The sequence below is a fragment of the Clostridium sp. AF27-2AA genome (genome assembly GCF_003478505.1).
Taxonomy (GTDB): domain Bacteria; phylum Bacillota; class Clostridia; order Lachnospirales; family Lachnospiraceae; genus Brotaphodocola.
In genome coordinates, this window is record NZ_QUFI01000049.1 from 1 (window position 1) to 18,750 (window position 18,750).

The window sequence follows — 18,750 nt, forward strand, 5'->3', positions numbered from 1 at the left end:
CGGCCTGCTTCGGACCTTTCGTGACTATTCTTAAATTTTTATTACTGGAATAGATTTTACTTCTTTTGGCATGCTAATTACAGAGTGATTGGTAGTTACAGCGGAAAGGAGTGGAAATATGCAGGTGGGAAAGGCAAGTCTGCGGTTTGAACATCCGGCGTTTGTAGCGTCCTGGGCTTCGGTCGCGGGAAAGAAGGAAGGTCAGGGGCCGCTGGCAGATGGAATTGATGTAACAGAAACAGATGAGATGTTTGGAATGGAAAACTGGGAACAGGCAGAGAGCGCCATGCAGAAGCAGGCGGCGGATCTGGCGCTGGAGAAGGGAAATATCCACCGGAGAGAGGTACGCTATCTCTTTGCGGGAGATCTTTTAGGCCAGCTGATCGCTACCTCGTTTGGTACGGTAGATCTGGAAATTCCGCTGTTTGGCCTTTACGGAGCCTGCTCCACCATGGGAGAGGCACTGAGTCTGGGGGCCATGTGTGTGAATGCCGGGTATGCCGACCGGGTACTGGCCCTGGTTTCCAGTCACTATGCGACAGCAGAGAAGCAGTTCCGTTTTCCGCTGGGCTACGGAAACCAGAGAGCCCAGAGCGCCACCTGGACCGTGACCGGGTGCGGGGCGGTGGTGCTGGAGAGCGGAAGTGAAATGAAACGAGAAGGAGCATGTAGTGAAAAAAATTCAGAGACAGCTATGAAACAGGCAGAGACCGGTGGGAACGGAATGGGTAGAAAGAATCATCGCTTCCGTGTGGCAGTGACCGGCATCACCACCGGAAAGCTGGTGGATATGGGAACCAAGGATTCTATGAATATGGGTGCTGCCATGGCACCGGCGGCCTGGAATACCATCTGCCAGAATTTTGAGGATTTCGGTGTGGGTGCCTCCTATTATGACCGCATCATCACCGGAGATCTGGGAGCAGTGGGGCAGAAGGCGCTTCTGGATTTTATGAAGAGCAGCGGTCACGACATCACCGGAAAGCACATGGACTGCGGCCTGGAAATCTATGACCGGGGCGAGCAGGATGTCCACTCCGGCGGAAGCGGCTGTGGGTGCTCCGCGGTAACGCTGTGTGCCCACATTCTGCCGAAGCTGATGCGGGGCGAGTGGAACCGGGTGCTGTTTGTGCCCACCGGCGCGCTGCTGTCTACCGTCAGCTACAACGAAGGCCAGAGCATACCGGGAATCGCTCATGCGGTGATGCTGGAACGGATGGAGGTGTGAAAAAATGCGTGATATGGTGATGGAACTGGTCCGCGCTTTTCTTGTGGGCGGCGCAATTTGCGCCCTGGTGCAGATCCTCTTAGACCGCACCAAAATGATGCCAGGCCGGGTTATGGTAACGCTGGTCGTAACCGGCAATGTCTTAGGCTGGCTGGGCCTTTATGAACCCTTCCTGAAATGGGCTGGAGCCGGAGCCGGGGTGCCGCTCCTCGGTTTTGGCAATACCCTGTGGAAAGGTGTGGCGAAAGCGGTTGGTGAGGAGGGGGCTATGGGAATCTTTAAAGGCGGCCTCACCGCTGCCTCCGCCGGAATCGCAGCAGCGCTGGTGTTTGGGTATCTGGGGGCGCTGGTGTTTAAGCCGAAGATGAAGGAGTAAATGAAAAAAGTTCTGAGATAGAACTTTTGTTTGATCCTTACACGATGGTTGGAATATTCGGCATCGGTGCGTATCCATTCTGCTTTAACATCCGCATGGTATCCTATGCGATATTCTGGGCTGTTCTGGTACTGGTTCCGGTTGGAGTGAATATGGTGCTGAAACCGTTTGGAACGGATAAAAAAACGATAATCGGGCCGGCAATCGGGATTCTGGCGCTGGTGATGTTTCTGTCGGGAGTGGCTGTAGAAAAATACAGTCATTATATGCGCGAGAACTATGGAACGGTCCATGAGGCAGATTATTCGGACTATGAAGTGGTCAAACCGGATATTGCGGTAAAGCTGCTTAAGTATCCGCATAAGCCCTGGTTTCAGCGCTTTTTAAAGACGGAGGCGACATTCCGTGGCTGCTACGATGGCGTAAGATATTCCCAGGTGGAATTCTGGCGTTTGTATATGGCGGGATTCAGATCAGACCGGATACAGAGGAACCGGAAGACGCGGACGAGGATGATTTTTTCTAATAGAACCGAATAAGCAAAGAAGGGCGCGGAAGCCAGACAGTTTCCGCGCCTTTTGTGTACAGACAGTTTGTTAATCCACAATCACTCCGCCCTGGTCCGCGCTTCTTGCGTGCAGTGCGTAGCGCTTCAGATAACCGTCTACTTTCTTCGGTTCGTAGTGGAATGCGGCTTTTCTGCGGGCGAGTTCTTCATCGGATACGTGGAGCTCCAGTTTTTTGTTCGGGATGTCGATCTCGATTTCGTCTCCGTCTTCAATGAGGGCGATGGGACCGCCAGCTGCGGCTTCTGGAGAAATATGACCCACGAAGCAGCCGTTGTTGGTGCCGGAGAAGCGTCCGTCGGTGATGAGGGCGGTGCACTTGTTTAAGCCCTGACCGTAGAGCAGCTTCATCGGCTTGAACATTTCCGGCATACCCGGAGCGCCTTTCGGTCCCTCGTAGCGGACTACTACTACGTGGCCCGGCTTGATGAGCTGCTTTGCGATGGCATCGCTCACGGCATCCTCACTGTCGAAGCAGATGGCTTTTCCGGTGAAGTGGCGTACTTCCTCCGCAACAGCAGCAGGTTTGGCTACAGCGGTGTCAGGAGCGAGGTTGCCGTGCATGATGGCGAGTCCTGCCAGGGTGGAGAATGGCTTCTCCAGGGAGGTGATGACCTCCGGGTTCTTCGGGTAGAGACTGCGGCAGGCTGCGGCGTTTTCGCCGATGGATTTTCCGGTCACGGTCATGCAGTCGTTGTACAGAAGCGGTTTCATCTGGCGCTGAACCTCTGGGATACCGCCGGCCTTGTAGAAGTCCTCAGCATCGAATTCCCTGGAGGCCGGATTGATGCGGCAGATAAGCGGGATGCTGTTTCCGTATTCCTCTAACCATCCCATGACGGTTTTGGAATCCAGGCCGATCTCATGGGCAATGGCGAGGGTGTGGATGACGCAGTTGGTGGAGCCGCCGGTTGCCATAAGAACCATGATGGCGTTGCGGATGGCCTCCGGAGTCAGGATATCCCGGGAGGTGATGCCGTTTAATACCATACGGACTGCCGCTTCACCGGAGAGAAGTGCCGCGCGGATGCGGTCGTTATAGACAGCCGGGATCGCTGCGGAGCCGGGCAGGCTTAAGCCCAGGGCCTCTGCCATGCAGCACATGGAGTTTGCGGTGGCCATATGCTGGCAGGAGCCGACGGTCGGGCAGCAGAGCTCAGTGATGTCCTCCAGAACATCGTGGTCGATCTTGCCAACCTGGTACATACCGTAGGCCTCCTCGATGGAGGTGGAATCAGATTTGCGCTTGCCGCCAAAGGACTGGCCGCCCAGCATGCATCCGCCAGCCAGGAAGATGCATGGAATATCCAGTCTTGCAGCGGCCATCAGCATGCCCGGAACGGTTTTATCGCAGGAGCCAATGAGCACCAGGCCGTCCAGCCGGTGCGCCCGTGCCATAGTCTCAATGCTGTCTGCCACAAGCTCACGGGACGGCAGAGAGTAGCGGGCACCGCTGTGGGTGGTGCACACACCGTCGCATACGGCAATGCAGCCAAATTCTACCGGTGTGCCGCCTGCACGGTAAACGCCGTATTTGACCTGCTCGGCCAGCTCTTTCAGATGACGGTGGCCGGGCACAATGTCCGTGAAAGAGTTGCAGACACCGATAATAGGACGGGACAAGTCATCGTTGGAGAAGCCGTTCGCTTTGTAAAGGGTGCGGCAGGAGATGAGACTGTCCGGGAGAAAAGTACCTGATTCAAATTTCTTTTGCATGTGAATACCCCCTGATGAACGTTGTTGTGAAAAATGCCAGATTATTGTCAAAATCTAAGAGATATTATAGCGCATCTGCATTGGGATTAAAAGAAAAAGCTCTGAGAAAATTCTGGATTTCTCAGAGCTTTTTAGGGATAAATTTAGTCGCGTCCTGGTCCGTTCGACACGCCCGAGGAAGGCCGGGTGCTGGCGCCGCCTGGTCCAAGGCCGGGAACAACACCAGCTCCACCGGAGCCGGAACTGTCATTAGTCTCATCTGGTCCGAGGTAGGATGGATCAACGGTTACACTGGTGTGACCGGAGCAGTGCCTGGTCGGCATAGCGTATTTGGAATCATCGGTCTCGCCTTCTTCCTCGGCTGGAAGGGCAATGCGCACCATGGAAGTTTTCGGGCAGTTGGAGCCCGGAAGAAGTCCGGTAACGCTGCAGACCGTGGCAAGCACATGGGTGTTGCACATTTCGGTTGGTACGGTGCCTTTTGCAAAGTATTCAGTGTAAACTGCATTGCCGCGCGGATCGTGGGAGCAGACACCGGGAATGGCAAGTTTGCCGGATTTGCGGCAGATCTCTGCAGTTTCCACGCTGTCCGGAACGGCGAATCCCGGATCACTTAAACCCTCGTGAACGCGGGTCATGATCTTGCGCCAGATATCTTTGTGGTAGGAAGTACCGCCGTTCTGTCCGGTGAGCTTCTGGTTCTCGTCACAGCCGCCCCATACACCGGCGGTGTAATAAGGTGTGTAGCCGATGAACCAGATATCGTTGTTGTTGCTGGTGGTACCGCTCTTGCCGGCTGCAGACATGTTCGGCAGGGCTGCGCGGGTGCTGGTGGAGCTGACGCTGACACCGGAGCTTGCGAAGATGCGGTTGGCCTGCATGGAATCCTCCATGGCATCAGTCAGCAGGAACGCGGTGGAATCCTTCAGAACCCGGTGGGTTTCCGGCTCATTGTCGATGAGCAGCTTGCCATCGTGATCCAGGATCTTTGTGAAGAATACCGGTTTGGTGTAAAGGCCGCCGTTGGCAATGGAAGCAAAGGCAGCGGTCAGTTCCAGGTTGGTCACGCCTTTGGTGATGCCGCCCAGGGCAGTTGCTGCGTTCATATCGGTATCGGTCAGGGTGGTGATGCCGAAGTTCTTGGCGTATTCCACACCCAGCTGGGGACTTACGGTTTCCATCATGGTGCGCACAGCAACGATGTTCATGGAGTAGATGATACCGTCGCGGATGTTGGAGTAACCCAGGTAACCCTGCTTATACCAGTTTTTAAAGGTCTTGGTGCCCACGGTGAAAGGGGCATCGTAGTAAACGCTTCCCAGGGTGGCACCGCAGGTGTCCAGAGCCGGGGCAAATGCAGTAATGACCTTGAAAGTAGAACCAGGCTGTCTGGTAGTGTTGGTAGCGCGGTTTAAGGTCAGGCTGGCAGTCTTGGTGCCGCGGCCTCCGCTGATGGCTTTGACCTGCCCGGTTTTCTGGTCCATGATGACGAAGGAAACCTGGGGCTGCAGGACTTTGCTGGAGCGTTCTCCGATGATGGTATCGCCCTCCTGCAGAGTAGCTGCCTTGTAAGCTTCAATGTCTGCGTCAGCCTCCGCTTCGCTGTTGTAGAGTCCTTCCCAGCCTGCGTTTAAGGTGGAGGCGTGCCAGGATTTTAAGTTCTTCTCGGAAAAATGCTCGGTGGTGCCGTCTGCATGGGTTACAGAGAGACGGTACTCCAGGCTGTAGCGGGCAGCGGAATAGTTGGAAGGATCGTTGACCTCTTCATCCACGATGGCCTGGATGGCCGGATCCTGGGTGGTGTAAATCTGAAGTCCGCCGCTGTAGAGCAGGTTGTGGGCCTGGGTTTCGGTGTAGCCAAGTTTTTCCATCAGTGTGTCTTTCACCTGCTGGGTCAGCTCATCAGTGAAATAGCTGTAGGGAGTGGAATTCTCCTTGGAGACGTTGTCCACCATCTGGATACGGGCGTAGACATCATCTGCCAGGGCTTCTTCCTGCTGCTCCTTGGTGATGTAACCCTGCTCAAACATATACTGCAGGATGACCTTGCGCTTTTCCGCATTGGCCTCCTGACCGCTGATGGGGTTTAAGCGGGACGGGTTCTGGGTGATGCCTGCAATGACGGTGCACTCGGAGAGTGTCAGGTCAGAAACATCCTTATTAAAATACCGCCGTGCAGCTACCTTGACGCCCAGGGCATTGTTGCCTAAGTTGATGGTGTTTAAGTAGTTGGTCAGGATTAGCTTGCGGTCCATGGATTTTGTGAGCTGCAAAGCCAGGTACTGCTCCTGGAGTTTTCGCTCTAACTTGGCGCCGAAGCTGGTCTCCATGCCGCCGTTGAACATGTTGTTCTTGATGAGCTGCTGGGTGATGGTACTTCCGCCTCCGCGGTTTTCACCGGTCAGTACGCCGACTGCCGCGCGGGAGATGGAGCGTAAGTCGATGCCGTTGTGGGTCCAGAATCGGGAGTCCTCAATGGCAACGAAGGCGTTGATCAGGTCTTGGGGGAGTTCATCGTAAGTGGCTTCTTCCCGGTTGGAGCCTGCGGTTACCAGGGTGTCGGTTAAGTTTCCGGCGCTGTCATATACGGTGGTGGCATAGCCGATGGGGACGATGCTGTCCACATTCAGGTCCGGGGAATTGTCGATGATGCCCATGACAATGCCGATGCCGATACTGGATATGACCAGAACGCTAAACAGACAGAGCACGCAGCAGGTCTTTAGAAAGGTAAGAAAAATCCGGGAGCGGTATTTGCGGCTCCTGGAGTTTACGGCCTGCAGACGCTTTTCTGTCGCGTCTTTTCCATAATTCATTCGGAATCCTCCTTTGTTGTCGGGATTTTTCTATAAAAATCCAATTATGATTATACCAAAAGGCCCCTTACAATGCAACCATAGCGCAGTTTGCGGCATCAGATACTCCTTGCCAGAAGCCGCGTTTACTGGTAAGATAGGAGCGAAAGAAAAATACAGGATGATTGATTATATATAGGAAGTATACCCATGATGGAACGATATAAAATTCTTTTTGAGGGCGGAGAGGGCGAACTGACCGAGAAAAAATCCCGCTTCATTGCCACTACAAGACCGGTGAAGAGCGAGGAGGAGGCTGTGGCCTTCATTGATGAAATGAAAAAGAAATACTGGGATGCCAGACACAACTGTTCGGCTTATGTCATCGGTGAGCGGGGACAGGTTCAGCGATGCAGTGATGACGGTGAGCCGGCTCAGACCGCAGGCCGCCCGATGCTGGATGTGCTTTTGGGCGCGGAAGTAAAAAATATCTGCGTGGTGGTGACTCGTTACTTTGGCGGAACCCTCCTTGGCACTGGCGGACTGGTACGGGCTTACTCTGGTGCAGTGCAGGAGGGCTTAAAGAACAGTGTCATTGTAGAAAAATGTCCGGGTGTGGAATTAAAGATTCATACGGATTACAATGGCATTGGCAAGATTCAGTACATCACGGCCCAGATGGAGATTCCGGTGTTAGATACCCAGTACACCGACGCGGTGGATGTGGTCTGTATGGTTCCGCTGGAAAAAGAAGGTTCCCTGGTTGCCCAGATTACTGAGAAAACCGGCGGAAAGGCAGTTATGACCCGGGGAAAAGAGTGCTACTATGGCTTTGCGGATGGCGAACTGGTTCTGTTTTAAATTTTAAACAGAAAAAAGCCCTGCATTGCGGAAAAAAGTCTTGCAATCTGTTACTCAGGATGTTATATTAATAAATTGTGATAAGTGACGTGAAACTAAGGACCTGGCAACAAGTCCTTAGTTTTTTTGTAAAGCTGATGAAAATGTGCCGGTGCGCATTTTCGCTTAAAGAAAGAGGAAGATTACGATTATGAAAATGAAGAGAGAAGACATCCGTAACATCGCGATCATTGCCCATGTTGACCACGGTAAAACCACCCTGGTAGACGAGCTGTTAAAGCAGAGCGGTGTATTCCGCGCGAACCAGGAAGTGGAAGAGCGTGTCATGGACTCCAATGATATCGAGCGTGAGCGCGGAATCACCATCCTTTCCAAGAATACCGCAGTATTTTATAAAGATAAGAAGATCAACATCATCGACACTCCAGGACATGCAGACTTCGGCGGCGAGGTAGAGCGAGTTCTGAAGATGGTAAACGGCGTTATCTTGGTGGTAGACGCTTACGAGGGACCGATGCCGCAGACCAAGTTCGTTCTGCAGAAGGCACTGGAGCTGGATCTGTCCGTTATCGTGTGCATCAACAAGATCGACCGTCCGGAGGCAAGACCGACCGAGGTGATCGACGAAGTATTAGAACTGTTCATGGATCTGGACGCTTCTGACGAGCAGTTAGACTGCCCGTTTGTATTTGCATCTGCCCGTGCCGGTTTCGCCAAGAAAGAGCTGGACGATCCGGAAGTTGATATGAGCCCGCTGTTTGAGACCATCGTAAATTATATCCCGGCTCCGGAGGGAGACCCGGATGCAGATACCCAGATGCTCATCAGTACCATCGACTACAATGAGTTTGTTGGCCGTATCGGTGTCGGCAAGATTGACAACGGCAGTCTCAAGGTAAACCAGGACTGCGTCATTGTAAACCATCATGATCCGGATAAGATGCGCAGAGTCAAGATCGGTAAGCTGTACCAGTTTGATGGCTTAAAGCGTGTTGAGGTCCAGGAAGCAACCATCGGTGATATTGTTGCGGTATCCGGCATTGCAGATCTGCATATCGGTGATACCATCTGTTCCCCGGAAAACCCGGAATCTATTCCGTTCCAGAAGATTTCCGAGCCGACTATCTCCATGAACTTCATGGTCAATGACAGCCCGTTAGCAGGACAGGAAGGTAAGTTCGTTACCTCCCGCCACATCAGAGAGCGTCTGTTCCGCGAGCTGAACACCGATGTCAGCCTGCGTGTAGAGGAAACAGAGTCTCCGGACTGCTTCAAGGTTTCCGGCCGTGGTGAGCTGCATCTGTCTGTCCTCATTGAGAACATGCGCCGTGAGGGCTTTGAGTTTGCAGTCAGCAAGGCTGAGGTTCTTTACAAATACAACGAGCGCAATCAGAAGTTAGAGCCGATGGAGCTGGCTTACGTGGACGTTCCGGAGGAGTTTACCGGTGCAGTTATCCAGAAGCTGACATCCAGAAAGGGTGAGCTGCAGGGCATGAGCCCGGCAAACGGCGGTTATACCCGTCTGGAGTTCTCCATCCCGTCCAGAGGCCTGATCGGCTACCGCGGTGAGTTCATGACCGATACCAAGGGTAACGGTATCATCAATACCATTTTCGATGGCTACGGTCCGTACAAGGGAGACTTAAGCTACCGTAAGACCGGTTCCCTGATCGCTTACGAGAGCGGTGAGACCATCACCTATGGTTTGTTCAACGCACAGGAGCGCGGCATCCTCTTTGTAGGACCGGGCGAGAAGGTTTACTCCGGTATGGTCATCGGCCAGAACCCGAAGACCGAGGACATCGAGGTTAATGTCTGCAAGACAAAGAAGCTGACCAACACCCGTTCCTCCAGCGCTGATGAGGCATTAAAGCTGGTTCCGAAGAAAATCATGAGTCTGGAGCAGTGCCTGGAGTTCATCGATACCGACGAGCTGCTTGAGGTAACCCCGGAGAACCTGCGTATCCGCAAGAAGATCCTGGATCCGACCATGCGTAAGAGAGCATCCTTCAAAAAATAAATATTGCCAGATTCCCAAAAACCTGGTGTGGATTTTTCTAGTCAGGCTATTTTCGCCACACAACTCCTTCTCTGCGGAGAGGGCAGTTGTGTGGCATTTTTGTTGTGCATGTTTTGCCGCCATTTGTCGAGCGAAACACTGAATAAATTTTCTCATTTTCCCATAAATATGATAATAGCTGAAAGCTAAATGAAATGGGAAGAGGAGAGAAAATACTATGTCAGAAAAAGTGATTGAAAACAATAAGGTGAGTGTGATAGGGGAAATCATTTCCGGATTTACCTTTAGTCATGAGGTGTTCGGAGAGGGCTTCTATCTGGTAAATGTGGCGGTGAGCCGTCTGAGCGAACAGGCTGACATCATCCCGCTGATGATTTCCGAGCGGCTTCTGGATGTAAAGGAAGATTACATTGGCTGCACGGTGGAGGCCATTGGCCAGTTCCGTTCCTATAACCGGCACGAGGGAGTGAAAAACCGCCTGGTGCTGTCCGTGTTTGTCCGGGAGATTCATTTTATGGAGAAGTTCACGGACTATACCAAGACGAACCAGATATTCCTGGACGGATATATCTGTAAAGCGCCGGTTTACCGGAAAACGCCGCTGGGCCGTGAGATTGCGGATCTTTTGCTGGCGGTAAACCGTCCGTATGGCAAGTCCGACTATATCCCCTGCATTGCCTGGGGCAGAAACGCGAGGTTTGCCTCTGGCTTTGAGGTCGGAACCCGGGTACGCGTCTGGGGCCGTGTCCAGAGCCGGGAATACACCAAAAAGCTCAGTGAAACGGAGTGTGAGAAGCGCGTGGCCTATGAAGTTTCCATCAGCAAATTAGAGTGTGGAGATCAAGAAGATGAGACGGTATAAAAGCTTCCTGTACACGATTTACTTGCAAACAGCGGGGGAATGTGATAGGATAATGACGCTTGTATCAACGAGATGAATGATTCTAGTGGAGCAGCCTGTTTTGCAGGAGGTTCCCAAATGCTAAGAAAAACAGAGGTGCAAAAGCGATGAGTACAGGAAGACTAGAGGCCATCTGTGGAAAAGACAGTTCAGGCAAGACAGCGATGGCCCTTGGCAGAGCGCTTCAGGCGCTCACAGAGCAGAAAACCGTGATCGTGATCCAGTTTTTAAAAGGCAGTGAGAAAATAGGAAATCTGGAAGTATTAAAGCGAATGGAGCCGGAACTGAAAGTATTCCGGTTTGAAAAATCAGACCGTTATTTTGCGGAACTGAGTGATGCGGAAAAGAAAGATGAGCAGATCAATATCCGCAACGGGCTGAATTATGCAAAAAAGGTACTGACGACAGAAGAGTGCGATCTTCTGGTGCTTGACGAGGCCCTTGGCCTGGTGGATCAGAATATTGTGACGGAAGAGGAACTGGAGGGGCTGCTGAAATGCCGTGACCAGGTTCAGGTCATTGTGACCGGCAAGGTACTGCCGGAAGGCATCCGCCGCATCGCAGACAAGGTGGAAGAAGTAGATTGTTGTAAGTAGGAATTTTCTGAACTGAAAATTCCGTATGATACAGTAGTGGTTGTGGATTTTGCCGATTTGGAATGCGAAGCATCGGCAAAATCCTGATGTTGTTCACACAGCGTGTGAGCAACATCGAAGAAGTAGATTGTTGCAAGTAGTACTTCGCTTCTTGACAATTAAAAAGGTTAATGCTAGTATTATAAACAAACAGGCAAGTAGAGGTTGCGCGAAGCATGAGTAGAGGATCTGATGCACCAGAAGCAGACGAGGGTTTCTTGAAAGGGTGGGCGCCGAAGATACAGGACGGTCTGGACGTCATTTATCTGGGGACAGGGTGAAGAATCCTGTAACTGTCATCCAACCGGATGGAGAGCTACTTAAAGCAGAAAGCAAAGAACGACTTTAAGGGGGCTGACCGGGATTTGTCAGTCTCCTTATTTTGTCTGCAAAAGCAGTTTTGGCATGTTCTGAATAATATCCGAACGATTGTGCCGGTTTTAAGATTACACAGGAAGAATATGAAGGAGGAAAATCACATGGCTATTTTTGAAGGCGCTGGTGTTGCACTGGTAACCCCGTTTACAGAATCTGGAGAGGTAAATTACGAGAAGCTTGAGGCACTCTTAGAGGAGCAGATTGCAGGAGGCACCGACGCGATCATCGCGTGCGGCACCACTGGCGAGTCCGCTACCATGAGTTACGAGGAGCATCTGGATGTGATCCGTTTCACCTGCAAGGTAGTAAACAAGCGGATCCCGGTCATTGCGGGTACCGGTTCCAACTGCACAAGGGAGGCAATCCACCTTTCCAAAGAGGCAGAGAAGGCCGGAGCAGACGGACTGCTGCTGGTAACTCCTTATTACAACAAGGCAACCCAGAATGGCCTGATCGCGCATTATACCGCAATTGCGGAGTCTGTCAATATTCCGTGTCTTTTATACCATGTTCCGACCCGTACCGGCCTGACCATGAAGCCGGAGACCATCGTAAAGCTCTGCCGTGAGGTTCCGAACATTGTCGGCGTGAAGGAAGCGAGCGGCAACTTCTCTGCTATCGCAGAGATCATGCATCTGGCAAACGGCTGTGTAGATCTGTATTCTGGCAACGATGACCAGATTGTTCCGCTTCTGGCTATGGGCGGTAAGGGCGTTATCTCCGTTCTGTCCAATGTAGCTCCGAGACAGACCCATGAGATCTGTGAGAACTTCTTTAAGGGCGACATTGAAAAGAGCCGTCAGATGCAGTTAGAGGCTCTTCCGCTGATCAACGCCCTGTTCTGTGAAGTAAACCCGATCCCGGTTAAGGCTGCTCTGAATCTGATGGGGAAGGAAGCAGGACCGTTAAGACTGCCGCTGACCGAGATGGAGCCGCAGAACCAGGAACGTCTGAAAAAGGCTATGCAGGAGTACGGAATCCTGTAATTGACTTAAATGAAAACAGCAGAAACGACGGAAAAAGAAACAAGAGACTTGCACAGGAGGACTGATTCAAATGGTAAAAATGATCATGCACGGCTGCAATGGTGCCATGGGACGCACCATCACCGGCCTGGCCAAAGAGATGGACGGTATTGAGATTGTAGCAGGAATTGATGTAAACCCGGTTGTTTTAAGTGATTATCCGGTATTTGCATCCCTGGAGGAATGCAATGTAGAGGCAGATGTAATCGTAGATTTTGCGTCCGCCAAGGCAGTGGACCACCTGCTGGATTACTGTGGCGCGCTCAAGATGCCGTTAGTACTCTGCACGACCGGACTTTCTTCGGAGCAGATTGAAAAGGTTAAAGAAACCAGCAGGCAGACCGCAATCCTGCGTTCCGCTAATATGTCCCTTGGCATCAATACCCTGATGAAGCTGGTACAGGATGCGGCTAAAGTTCTGGCCAACGCAGGCTTTGATATTGAAATCGTGGAAAAACATCACAACAAGAAGCTGGATGCGCCGAGTGGAACCGCGCTGGCACTGGCTGATTCCATCAACGAGGCAATGGACGGACGCTATCACTACAAATATGACCGCAGCACGGAGCGTGTGAGACGTGATGAAAATGAAATCGGCATTTCCGCTGTGCGCGGCGGCACCATTGTGGGTGACCACGATGTGATCTTTGCAGGTACCGATGAGGTTATCACCTTCAGCCATACCGCATATTCCAAGGCAATCTTCGGAAAAGGCGCGCTGCAGGCAGCGCTGTTTCTGGCAGGCAAAGAGCCGGGCTTGTACGATATGCAGGATGTGATCGGCTAAGGTCTTGGTGAAAAAGCATTTCTCCCAGATAAAACCGGTCGAAAAAATTGATATAAATGGAAGTTCTGATTTTTTATAAAATTTTGTCCTTTCTGTCATACTAACAGCAGGAAGAAAGGAGAATATGATCATGAAGAAAATCAGAATGACCGCATGTGTGCTCATCCTGGCTCTTGCTGTCTGTGTCCTGGCCGGATGCAGCAATAAGAACAATACCGGCATGGCAGATGAAGCCACCACTGCCGCCCAGAGCGCACCGAAAGGTCAGAACGGAAGAGCCGATGGCCAGAATGGAACTATGGGAGAGACCGCAAATCCGGCAGCAGAAAACCGCGGCGACGTGCAGGAGAGCACCGGCGTGGTAGATGGCCTGGTCAACGATGTAGAGAATGCAGTTGACAGGTAGGGATTTTCTGAACTGAAAATTCCGCAGAAAACAAACAGAGAGACACCGCCTTAAGCAAAACGTACAGCTTTCATTCATGCAAAGCAGGGAATGGAAGAGAACGCTGCGGGGCGGTGTCCTTCGCTTTTTTACATAGAGGAGGATATTTGATCAGAAAATGGAATCGCGCGTGCAGCCGCTGGAGAAAACACTGTATCCGGCGGCTGGCACAAAAATTTCAGCGGGCGCGGCGGATCCGGCGCGTTCGGACCTGTCTGGCAGCAGTGCTCTGTGCAGAGGTTCTGACCGGCGCGGGCATGTACTGGAATCAGAACCGGCCGGAGCTGAATCTGGTGCGCCGGGAAGAAATCTGTGAGGTGGAACTGGTGCCGAAGACTGCTTTGGACGGTATGGATGATGAGAAGGCTGTTGCGCCGGAAGAGCAGGATATTTATGGTGTCCGCCTGGATCTGGAGGCGCTGGAAGTTCAGTTCTACCACCGGAAAGATTCGGTACAGTAAAAAATGTATTGCAATTCAAAGACCTGTGTATTATAATTTCTTCTGAAATTAACTTCTTTTATTTATAACACTTATAAATACACAGAGAGGAATAAGAAAGCCGATGGAAGAAAAACGCTTGCTGAATCCAGATGAGCTGCACGAAGAGTGCGGCGTATTCGGAATGTACGATTTTGACGGCAATGATGTGGCATCCGAGATCTATTACGGACTGTTCGCATTGCAGCACCGGGGGCAGGAGAGCTGCGGTATTGCGGTCAGTGACACAGAGGGACCGAAGGGGAAGGTAAATGCGTATAAGGGGATGGGGCTTTGCAATGAGGTGTTCACGCCGGACATCTTAGAGGGGTTACATGGAAATATTGGTGTGGGACATGTGCGTTACTCCACTGCGGGAAGCAGTACCCGGGAGAACGCCCAGCCGCTGGTACTCAACTATGTAAAGGGTACTCTGGCGCTGGCCCACAACGGAAACCTGGTCAATGCGCCGGAACTGCGAAGAGAGCTGGAGTACAGCGGCGCTATTTTCCAGACTACCATTGATTCTGAGGTCATTGCGTACCATATCGCAAGAGAGCGTGTGCGCACGTCTTCTGTTGAGGAGGCCGTGGCCAATGCCATGAAGAAGATCAAGGGTGCTTACTCCCTGGTCATCATGAGCCCGCGCAAGATGATCGGTGCCAGAGATCCGTTTGGCTTTAAGCCTCTCTGCATCGGTAAAAAGGAGAATGCCTACATTCTGGTATCCGAAAGCTGTGCCCTGGCTACCATTGATGCGGAGTTTGTCCGTGATGTGGAGCCTGGCGAGATTGTTACCATTACGAAGGATGGCATCAAATCCAATAAGAGCATGTGCCTGCCGGATGTAAAAAAGCAGGCAAGATGTGTGTTCGAATACATTTATTTTGCAAGACCGGACAGTGTGTTTGACGGTGTGAGTGTGTATCATTCCCGCATTCACGCAGGCCGCTGTCTCGCCATTGATTCTCCGGTAGATGCTGACATCGTGGTAGGCGTGCCGGAGTCAGGCAATGCCGCTGCCCTTGGTTACTCCATGCAGTCCGGCATTCCGTATGGTACGGCTTTTGTGAAGAACTCCTATGTAGGACGTACCTTTATCAAGCCGAAGCAGAGCAGCCGTGTGTCTGCGGTAAAAGTTAAACTGAATGTGTTAAAGGAAGCAGTGGCAGGAAAGCGTGTCATCATGATCGATGACTCCATTGTGCGCGGTACGACCAGCCATCTCATTGTGAAGATGCTGCGGGATGCCGGCGCGAAAGAAGTTCATGTGAAGGTCAGCGCGCCGCCGTTTTTACATCCGTGTTATTTCGGAACCGATATTCCGTCGGAGGACCAGCTGATTGCCAGCGGCCGCACCATCGAGGAAATCCGTCAGATCATCGGGGCAGATTCCCTGTCCTATCTGCGGATGGATCGCCTGCCGGAGCTTTCCGAGGGACTTCCGATCTGTACCGCATGCTTTAGCGGAGATTACCCGTTAGACCCGCCGCAGGAAGATATCCGCGGCGAATATAACAAATAAATCATTAATCACGAAATTGGAGGGTTCTTATGAACGACAGATACCAAAGCCCGTTGTCCGAGCGTTACGCAAGTAAGGAGATGCAGTACATCTTCTCCCCGGACAAGAAATTCAAAACCTGGAGAAAACTGTGGATTGCGCTGGCTGAGACCGAGAAAGAGCTGGGCCTGCCGATCACCCAGGAGCAGATCGATGAGTTAAAGGCTCACGCTGAGGATATCAACTACGAGGTGGCAAAGGAGCGCGAGCGTCTGGTGCGCCACGATGTGATGTCCCACGTTTATGCTTACGGTCAGCAGTGCCCGAAGGCAAAGGGCATTATCCATCTGGGTGCGACCTCCTGTTACGTTGGAGATAATACCGATCTCATCATCATGACCGAGGGATTAAGACTGGTTCGCAAAAAACTCATCAATGTGATGGCAGAACTGGCGAAATTCGCTGACAAATACAAAAACCAGCCGACCCTGGCATTTACCCATTTCCAGCCGGCACAGCCGACTACCGTGGGTAAGCGCGCAACTCTGTGGTTAAACGAGCTCTGCCTGGATCTTGAGGATCTGGATCATGTGCTTTCTACCATGAAGCTGCTTGGTTCCAAGGGAACCACCGGTACTCAGGCAAGCTTTTTAGAGCTGTTTGAGGGAGACCATGAGAAATGCCGCAAGGCAGACCAGATGATCGCAGAGAAGATGGGCTTTTCCGCATGCTATCCGGTATCCGGACAGACCTACTCCCGCAAGGTAGATACCCGTGTGTTAAATATTCTGGCAGGCATTGCCCAGAGTGCCCATAAGTTCAGCAACGATATCCGTCTGTTACAGCACTTAAAAGAAGTAGAAGAGCCCTTTGAGAAGAACCAGATCGGTTCCTCTGCTATGGCTTACAAGAGAAACCCGATGCGCAGCGAGCGTATCGCGTCTCTTTCCAACTATGTGATGAGTGATGTCATGAACCCGATGCTGGTAGCTTCCACCCAGTGGTTTGAGCGTACTCTGGATGACTCCGCCAACAAGCGTCTGAGCATTCCGGAGGGCTTCCTTGCCATTGATGGCATTCTGGATCTGTACCTGAATGTAGTAGATGGTCTGGTGGTATATCCGAAGGTGATCGAGAAGCATTTCATGGCAGAGCTTCCGTTCATGGCCACTGAGAATATCATGATGGATGCGGTAAAGGCAGGCGGCGACCGTCAGGAGCTGCATGAGCGCATCCGCCAGCTTTCCATGGAGGCAGGCAGAAATGTCAAAGAGAAAGGCCTGGACAACAACTTGTTAGAGCTCATCGCTGCAGATCCGGCATTCGGACTTTCCTTAGAGGACTTACAGGCATGCATGGAGCCGTCCCGCTATGTGGGCCGCGCGCCGAAGCAGGTGGACGAGTTCTTAAGCGAAGTAGTGAATCCGATTCTCGATGCAAACAAAGAAGATCTGGGCATGACCGCTGAAATCAACGTGTAAGACATTACATCTGATAAATATCAATAAGTTCTATTAATGACAAAAGGCAGGCAGATTAGAAAATCTGTCCGCCTTTTTGTGTTTGCGTATTGATTTTAGTGCAGGAATCTTATATACTGTTAATGTTTGCGGAGCAGAAGGCTCTGCCTGAATTTAAGGATAGCAGGTAACTGGATCTGTAAGGAACAGTTGCGGCAGCAGTTATAACGAAGGAGACTGATTATGTCAAAGGTAGATGTAGTTATTGGATGTTTTTATGGCGACGAAGGTAAAGGTAAAGTAATCGATTATCTTGCAACGAATGCAGATATCGCTGTCCGCGCAACCGGCGGTGATAATGCGGGCCACACGATCGAGGCTAACGGAGTAAAATATGCAATGCGTCTGATTCCGTCCGGAATCCTGTCCGGTCATACCATTGGCGTAATCGGCAACGGAGTTGTTATGAATCCGCAGGTGCTGTTAGGAGAAATTGAAAACTTAAAAGCACACGGCTATGATATTGACAATCATTTAAAAATCAGTGATAAGACCCATGTGATCCTGCCCTACCATCCGATGCTGGACCGGGCATTAGAGAAAGCAAGAAAGGCATCCAAGATCGGTACCACCTGCAGAGGCATCGGACCGACCTACTGTGATAAGTATGAGCGCGCAGGCTTAAGAGTCGAGGATCTGTATGCAGATAATTTCAAGAGCCATCTCGAGGAGCTGGTCGAGTCCAGAAAAGCACTCTTAAAGTTCTACGATCCGGAAGACACCACCATCGACGAAAAACTGAACTTTGAGGATGTATACAAGACCTACTGCGAGTACGCAGAGCAGTTAAAGCCGTATGTGTGCGATACCGTAACCTATCTGCACAAGGCACTGGAGGAGGATAAAAAAGTCATCGTAGAGGGTGCGCAGGCAACCCTGCTGGATATCGACTTTGGTTCCTATCCGTATGTAACCTCTTCCAACCCGACCATCGGCGGCATCATCACCGGTACCGGTTTAAGCGCATCTGATATCGGCAATGTATACGGTATCATTAAAGCTTATTCCAGCCGTGTCGGCGAAGGGCCGTTCGTAACCGAGCTGTTAGATGAGACCGGCGACCGCATCCGTGACCTTGGCCATGAGTACGGTACCGTAAGCGGCAGACCAAGACGCTGCGGCTGGCTGGATCTCGTAACCTTAAAATACGCAAAGCGTCTGAATGGACTGACCGGAATTTCCGTAAACCACTTAGACACCATCGGCAAATTTGACAAGATCAAAGTCTGCGTAGCATACGACTGCAACGGCGTACAGACCGAAGACTTCTCCACAAACTTAAAGTTCCTGCAGAGCTGCAAGCCGGTATATAAAGAGTTTGACGGAAACTTCGGTGACCTGTCCGGCTGCAAGACCTTCGAGGATCTCCCGGAGAACGCAAAGGCATATATCAACTTCATCGAAGAGTATACCAAGACCCCGGTTAAGTTTATCGGAACCGGTGCCGGCCGTGAGGCAATGATCGTAAGACTGTAAATAACAATATAGAGACAGAACCCACTACAGGTCCGAAG

Annotated in this window: 16 protein-coding genes and 1 riboswitch; of the genes, 14 read left to right on the forward strand and 2 right to left on the reverse strand. The window is 51.6% G+C overall.

Going from position 1 to position 18,750, the window contains the following annotated elements; all coding sequences use genetic code 11:
- Nucleotides 1-118 precede the first annotated feature (118 nt).
- From DWY84_RS16125 to DWY84_RS16135, 3 genes are read left to right on the forward strand one after another with little or no spacing between them, the layout of a single operon-like run.
- A complete protein-coding gene (locus DWY84_RS16125) occupies nucleotides 119-1,228 on the forward strand; it encodes a stage V sporulation protein AD (RefSeq protein ID WP_118534331.1) in 1,110 nt (369 codons plus the stop codon).
- Nucleotides 1,229-1,247: 19 nt separating this feature from the next.
- A complete protein-coding gene (locus DWY84_RS16130) occupies nucleotides 1,248-1,604 on the forward strand; it encodes a SpoVA/SpoVAEb family sporulation membrane protein (protein WP_118534346.1) in 357 nt (118 codons plus the stop codon).
- A 26-nt stretch (nucleotides 1,605-1,630) separates the two neighbouring features.
- Nucleotides 1,631-2,143: a hypothetical protein gene (locus DWY84_RS16135; RefSeq protein WP_118534332.1), complete on the forward strand. Its 513-nt coding sequence runs from the start codon at nucleotides 1,631-1,633 to the stop codon at nucleotides 2,141-2,143.
- Between the two features lie 57 nt (nucleotides 2,144-2,200).
- On the opposite strand, the gene ilvD is transcribed toward DWY84_RS16135, so the two are convergent.
- Nucleotides 2,201-3,886 (reverse strand): dihydroxy-acid dehydratase, encoded by a 1,686-nt coding sequence (gene ilvD / locus DWY84_RS16140; protein WP_118534333.1) that lies wholly within the window; start codon nucleotides 3,884-3,886, stop codon nucleotides 2,201-2,203.
- Nucleotides 3,887-4,029: 143 nt separating this feature from the next.
- Nucleotides 4,030-6,702, reverse strand: coding sequence for a transglycosylase domain-containing protein (locus tag DWY84_RS16145; RefSeq protein WP_118534334.1), 2,673 nt, complete (start codon nucleotides 6,700-6,702; stop codon nucleotides 4,030-4,032).
- Nucleotides 6,703-6,891: 189 nt separating this feature from the next.
- On the opposite strand from DWY84_RS16145, the gene DWY84_RS16150 reads away from it, so the two are divergent.
- The 11 genes from DWY84_RS16150 (at nucleotide 6,892) to DWY84_RS16200 (ending at nucleotide 18,712) form a co-directional block, all read left to right on the forward strand.
- Nucleotides 6,892-7,542 (forward strand): YigZ family protein, encoded by a 651-nt coding sequence (locus DWY84_RS16150; protein ID WP_118534335.1) that lies wholly within the window; start codon nucleotides 6,892-6,894, stop codon nucleotides 7,540-7,542.
- 190 nt (nucleotides 7,543-7,732) lie between these two features.
- Nucleotides 7,733-9,562 carry a translational GTPase TypA gene (gene typA, locus DWY84_RS16155; protein WP_118534336.1) on the forward strand — a complete coding sequence of 610 codons (1,830 nt, stop codon included), beginning with the start codon at nucleotides 7,733-7,735 and terminating at the stop codon, nucleotides 9,560-9,562.
- 217 nt (nucleotides 9,563-9,779) lie between these two features.
- Complete coding sequence (locus DWY84_RS16160; protein ID WP_118534337.1) at nucleotides 9,780-10,424, forward strand: single-stranded DNA-binding protein; 645 nt, start codon at nucleotides 9,780-9,782, stop codon at nucleotides 10,422-10,424.
- A 146-nt stretch (nucleotides 10,425-10,570) separates the two neighbouring features.
- Nucleotides 10,571-11,059 (forward strand): cob(I)yrinic acid a,c-diamide adenosyltransferase, encoded by a 489-nt coding sequence (locus DWY84_RS16165; protein ID WP_118534338.1) that lies wholly within the window; start codon nucleotides 10,571-10,573, stop codon nucleotides 11,057-11,059.
- 190 nt (nucleotides 11,060-11,249) lie between these two features.
- A riboswitch (Lysine riboswitch) is annotated at nucleotides 11,250-11,425 on the forward strand.
- 152 nt (nucleotides 11,426-11,577) lie between these two features.
- Complete coding sequence (dapA, locus tag DWY84_RS16170) at nucleotides 11,578-12,462, forward strand: 4-hydroxy-tetrahydrodipicolinate synthase (protein WP_118534339.1); 885 nt, start codon at nucleotides 11,578-11,580, stop codon at nucleotides 12,460-12,462.
- Between the two features lie 70 nt (nucleotides 12,463-12,532).
- Nucleotides 12,533-13,288 carry a 4-hydroxy-tetrahydrodipicolinate reductase gene (gene dapB / locus DWY84_RS16175; RefSeq protein WP_118534340.1) on the forward strand — a complete coding sequence of 252 codons (756 nt, stop codon included), beginning with the start codon at nucleotides 12,533-12,535 and terminating at the stop codon, nucleotides 13,286-13,288.
- Nucleotides 13,289-13,418: 130 nt separating this feature from the next.
- Nucleotides 13,419-13,694 (forward strand): hypothetical protein, encoded by a 276-nt coding sequence (locus tag DWY84_RS16180; RefSeq protein WP_118534341.1) that lies wholly within the window; start codon nucleotides 13,419-13,421, stop codon nucleotides 13,692-13,694.
- A 146-nt stretch (nucleotides 13,695-13,840) separates the two neighbouring features.
- Nucleotides 13,841-14,194, forward strand: a complete 354-nt coding sequence (locus DWY84_RS16185) for a hypothetical protein (RefSeq protein ID WP_118534342.1) — start codon at nucleotides 13,841-13,843, stop codon at nucleotides 14,192-14,194.
- A 103-nt stretch (nucleotides 14,195-14,297) separates the two neighbouring features.
- Nucleotides 14,298-15,737 (forward strand): amidophosphoribosyltransferase, encoded by a 1,440-nt coding sequence (purF, locus tag DWY84_RS16190; protein WP_118534343.1) that lies wholly within the window; start codon nucleotides 14,298-14,300, stop codon nucleotides 15,735-15,737.
- 29 nt (nucleotides 15,738-15,766) lie between these two features.
- Nucleotides 15,767-17,197: an adenylosuccinate lyase gene (gene purB / locus DWY84_RS16195; protein ID WP_118534344.1), complete on the forward strand. Its 1,431-nt coding sequence runs from the start codon at nucleotides 15,767-15,769 to the stop codon at nucleotides 17,195-17,197.
- A 222-nt stretch (nucleotides 17,198-17,419) separates the two neighbouring features.
- Complete coding sequence (locus DWY84_RS16200) at nucleotides 17,420-18,712, forward strand: adenylosuccinate synthase (RefSeq protein WP_118534345.1); 1,293 nt, start codon at nucleotides 17,420-17,422, stop codon at nucleotides 18,710-18,712.
- Nucleotides 18,713-18,750 lie beyond the last annotated feature (38 nt).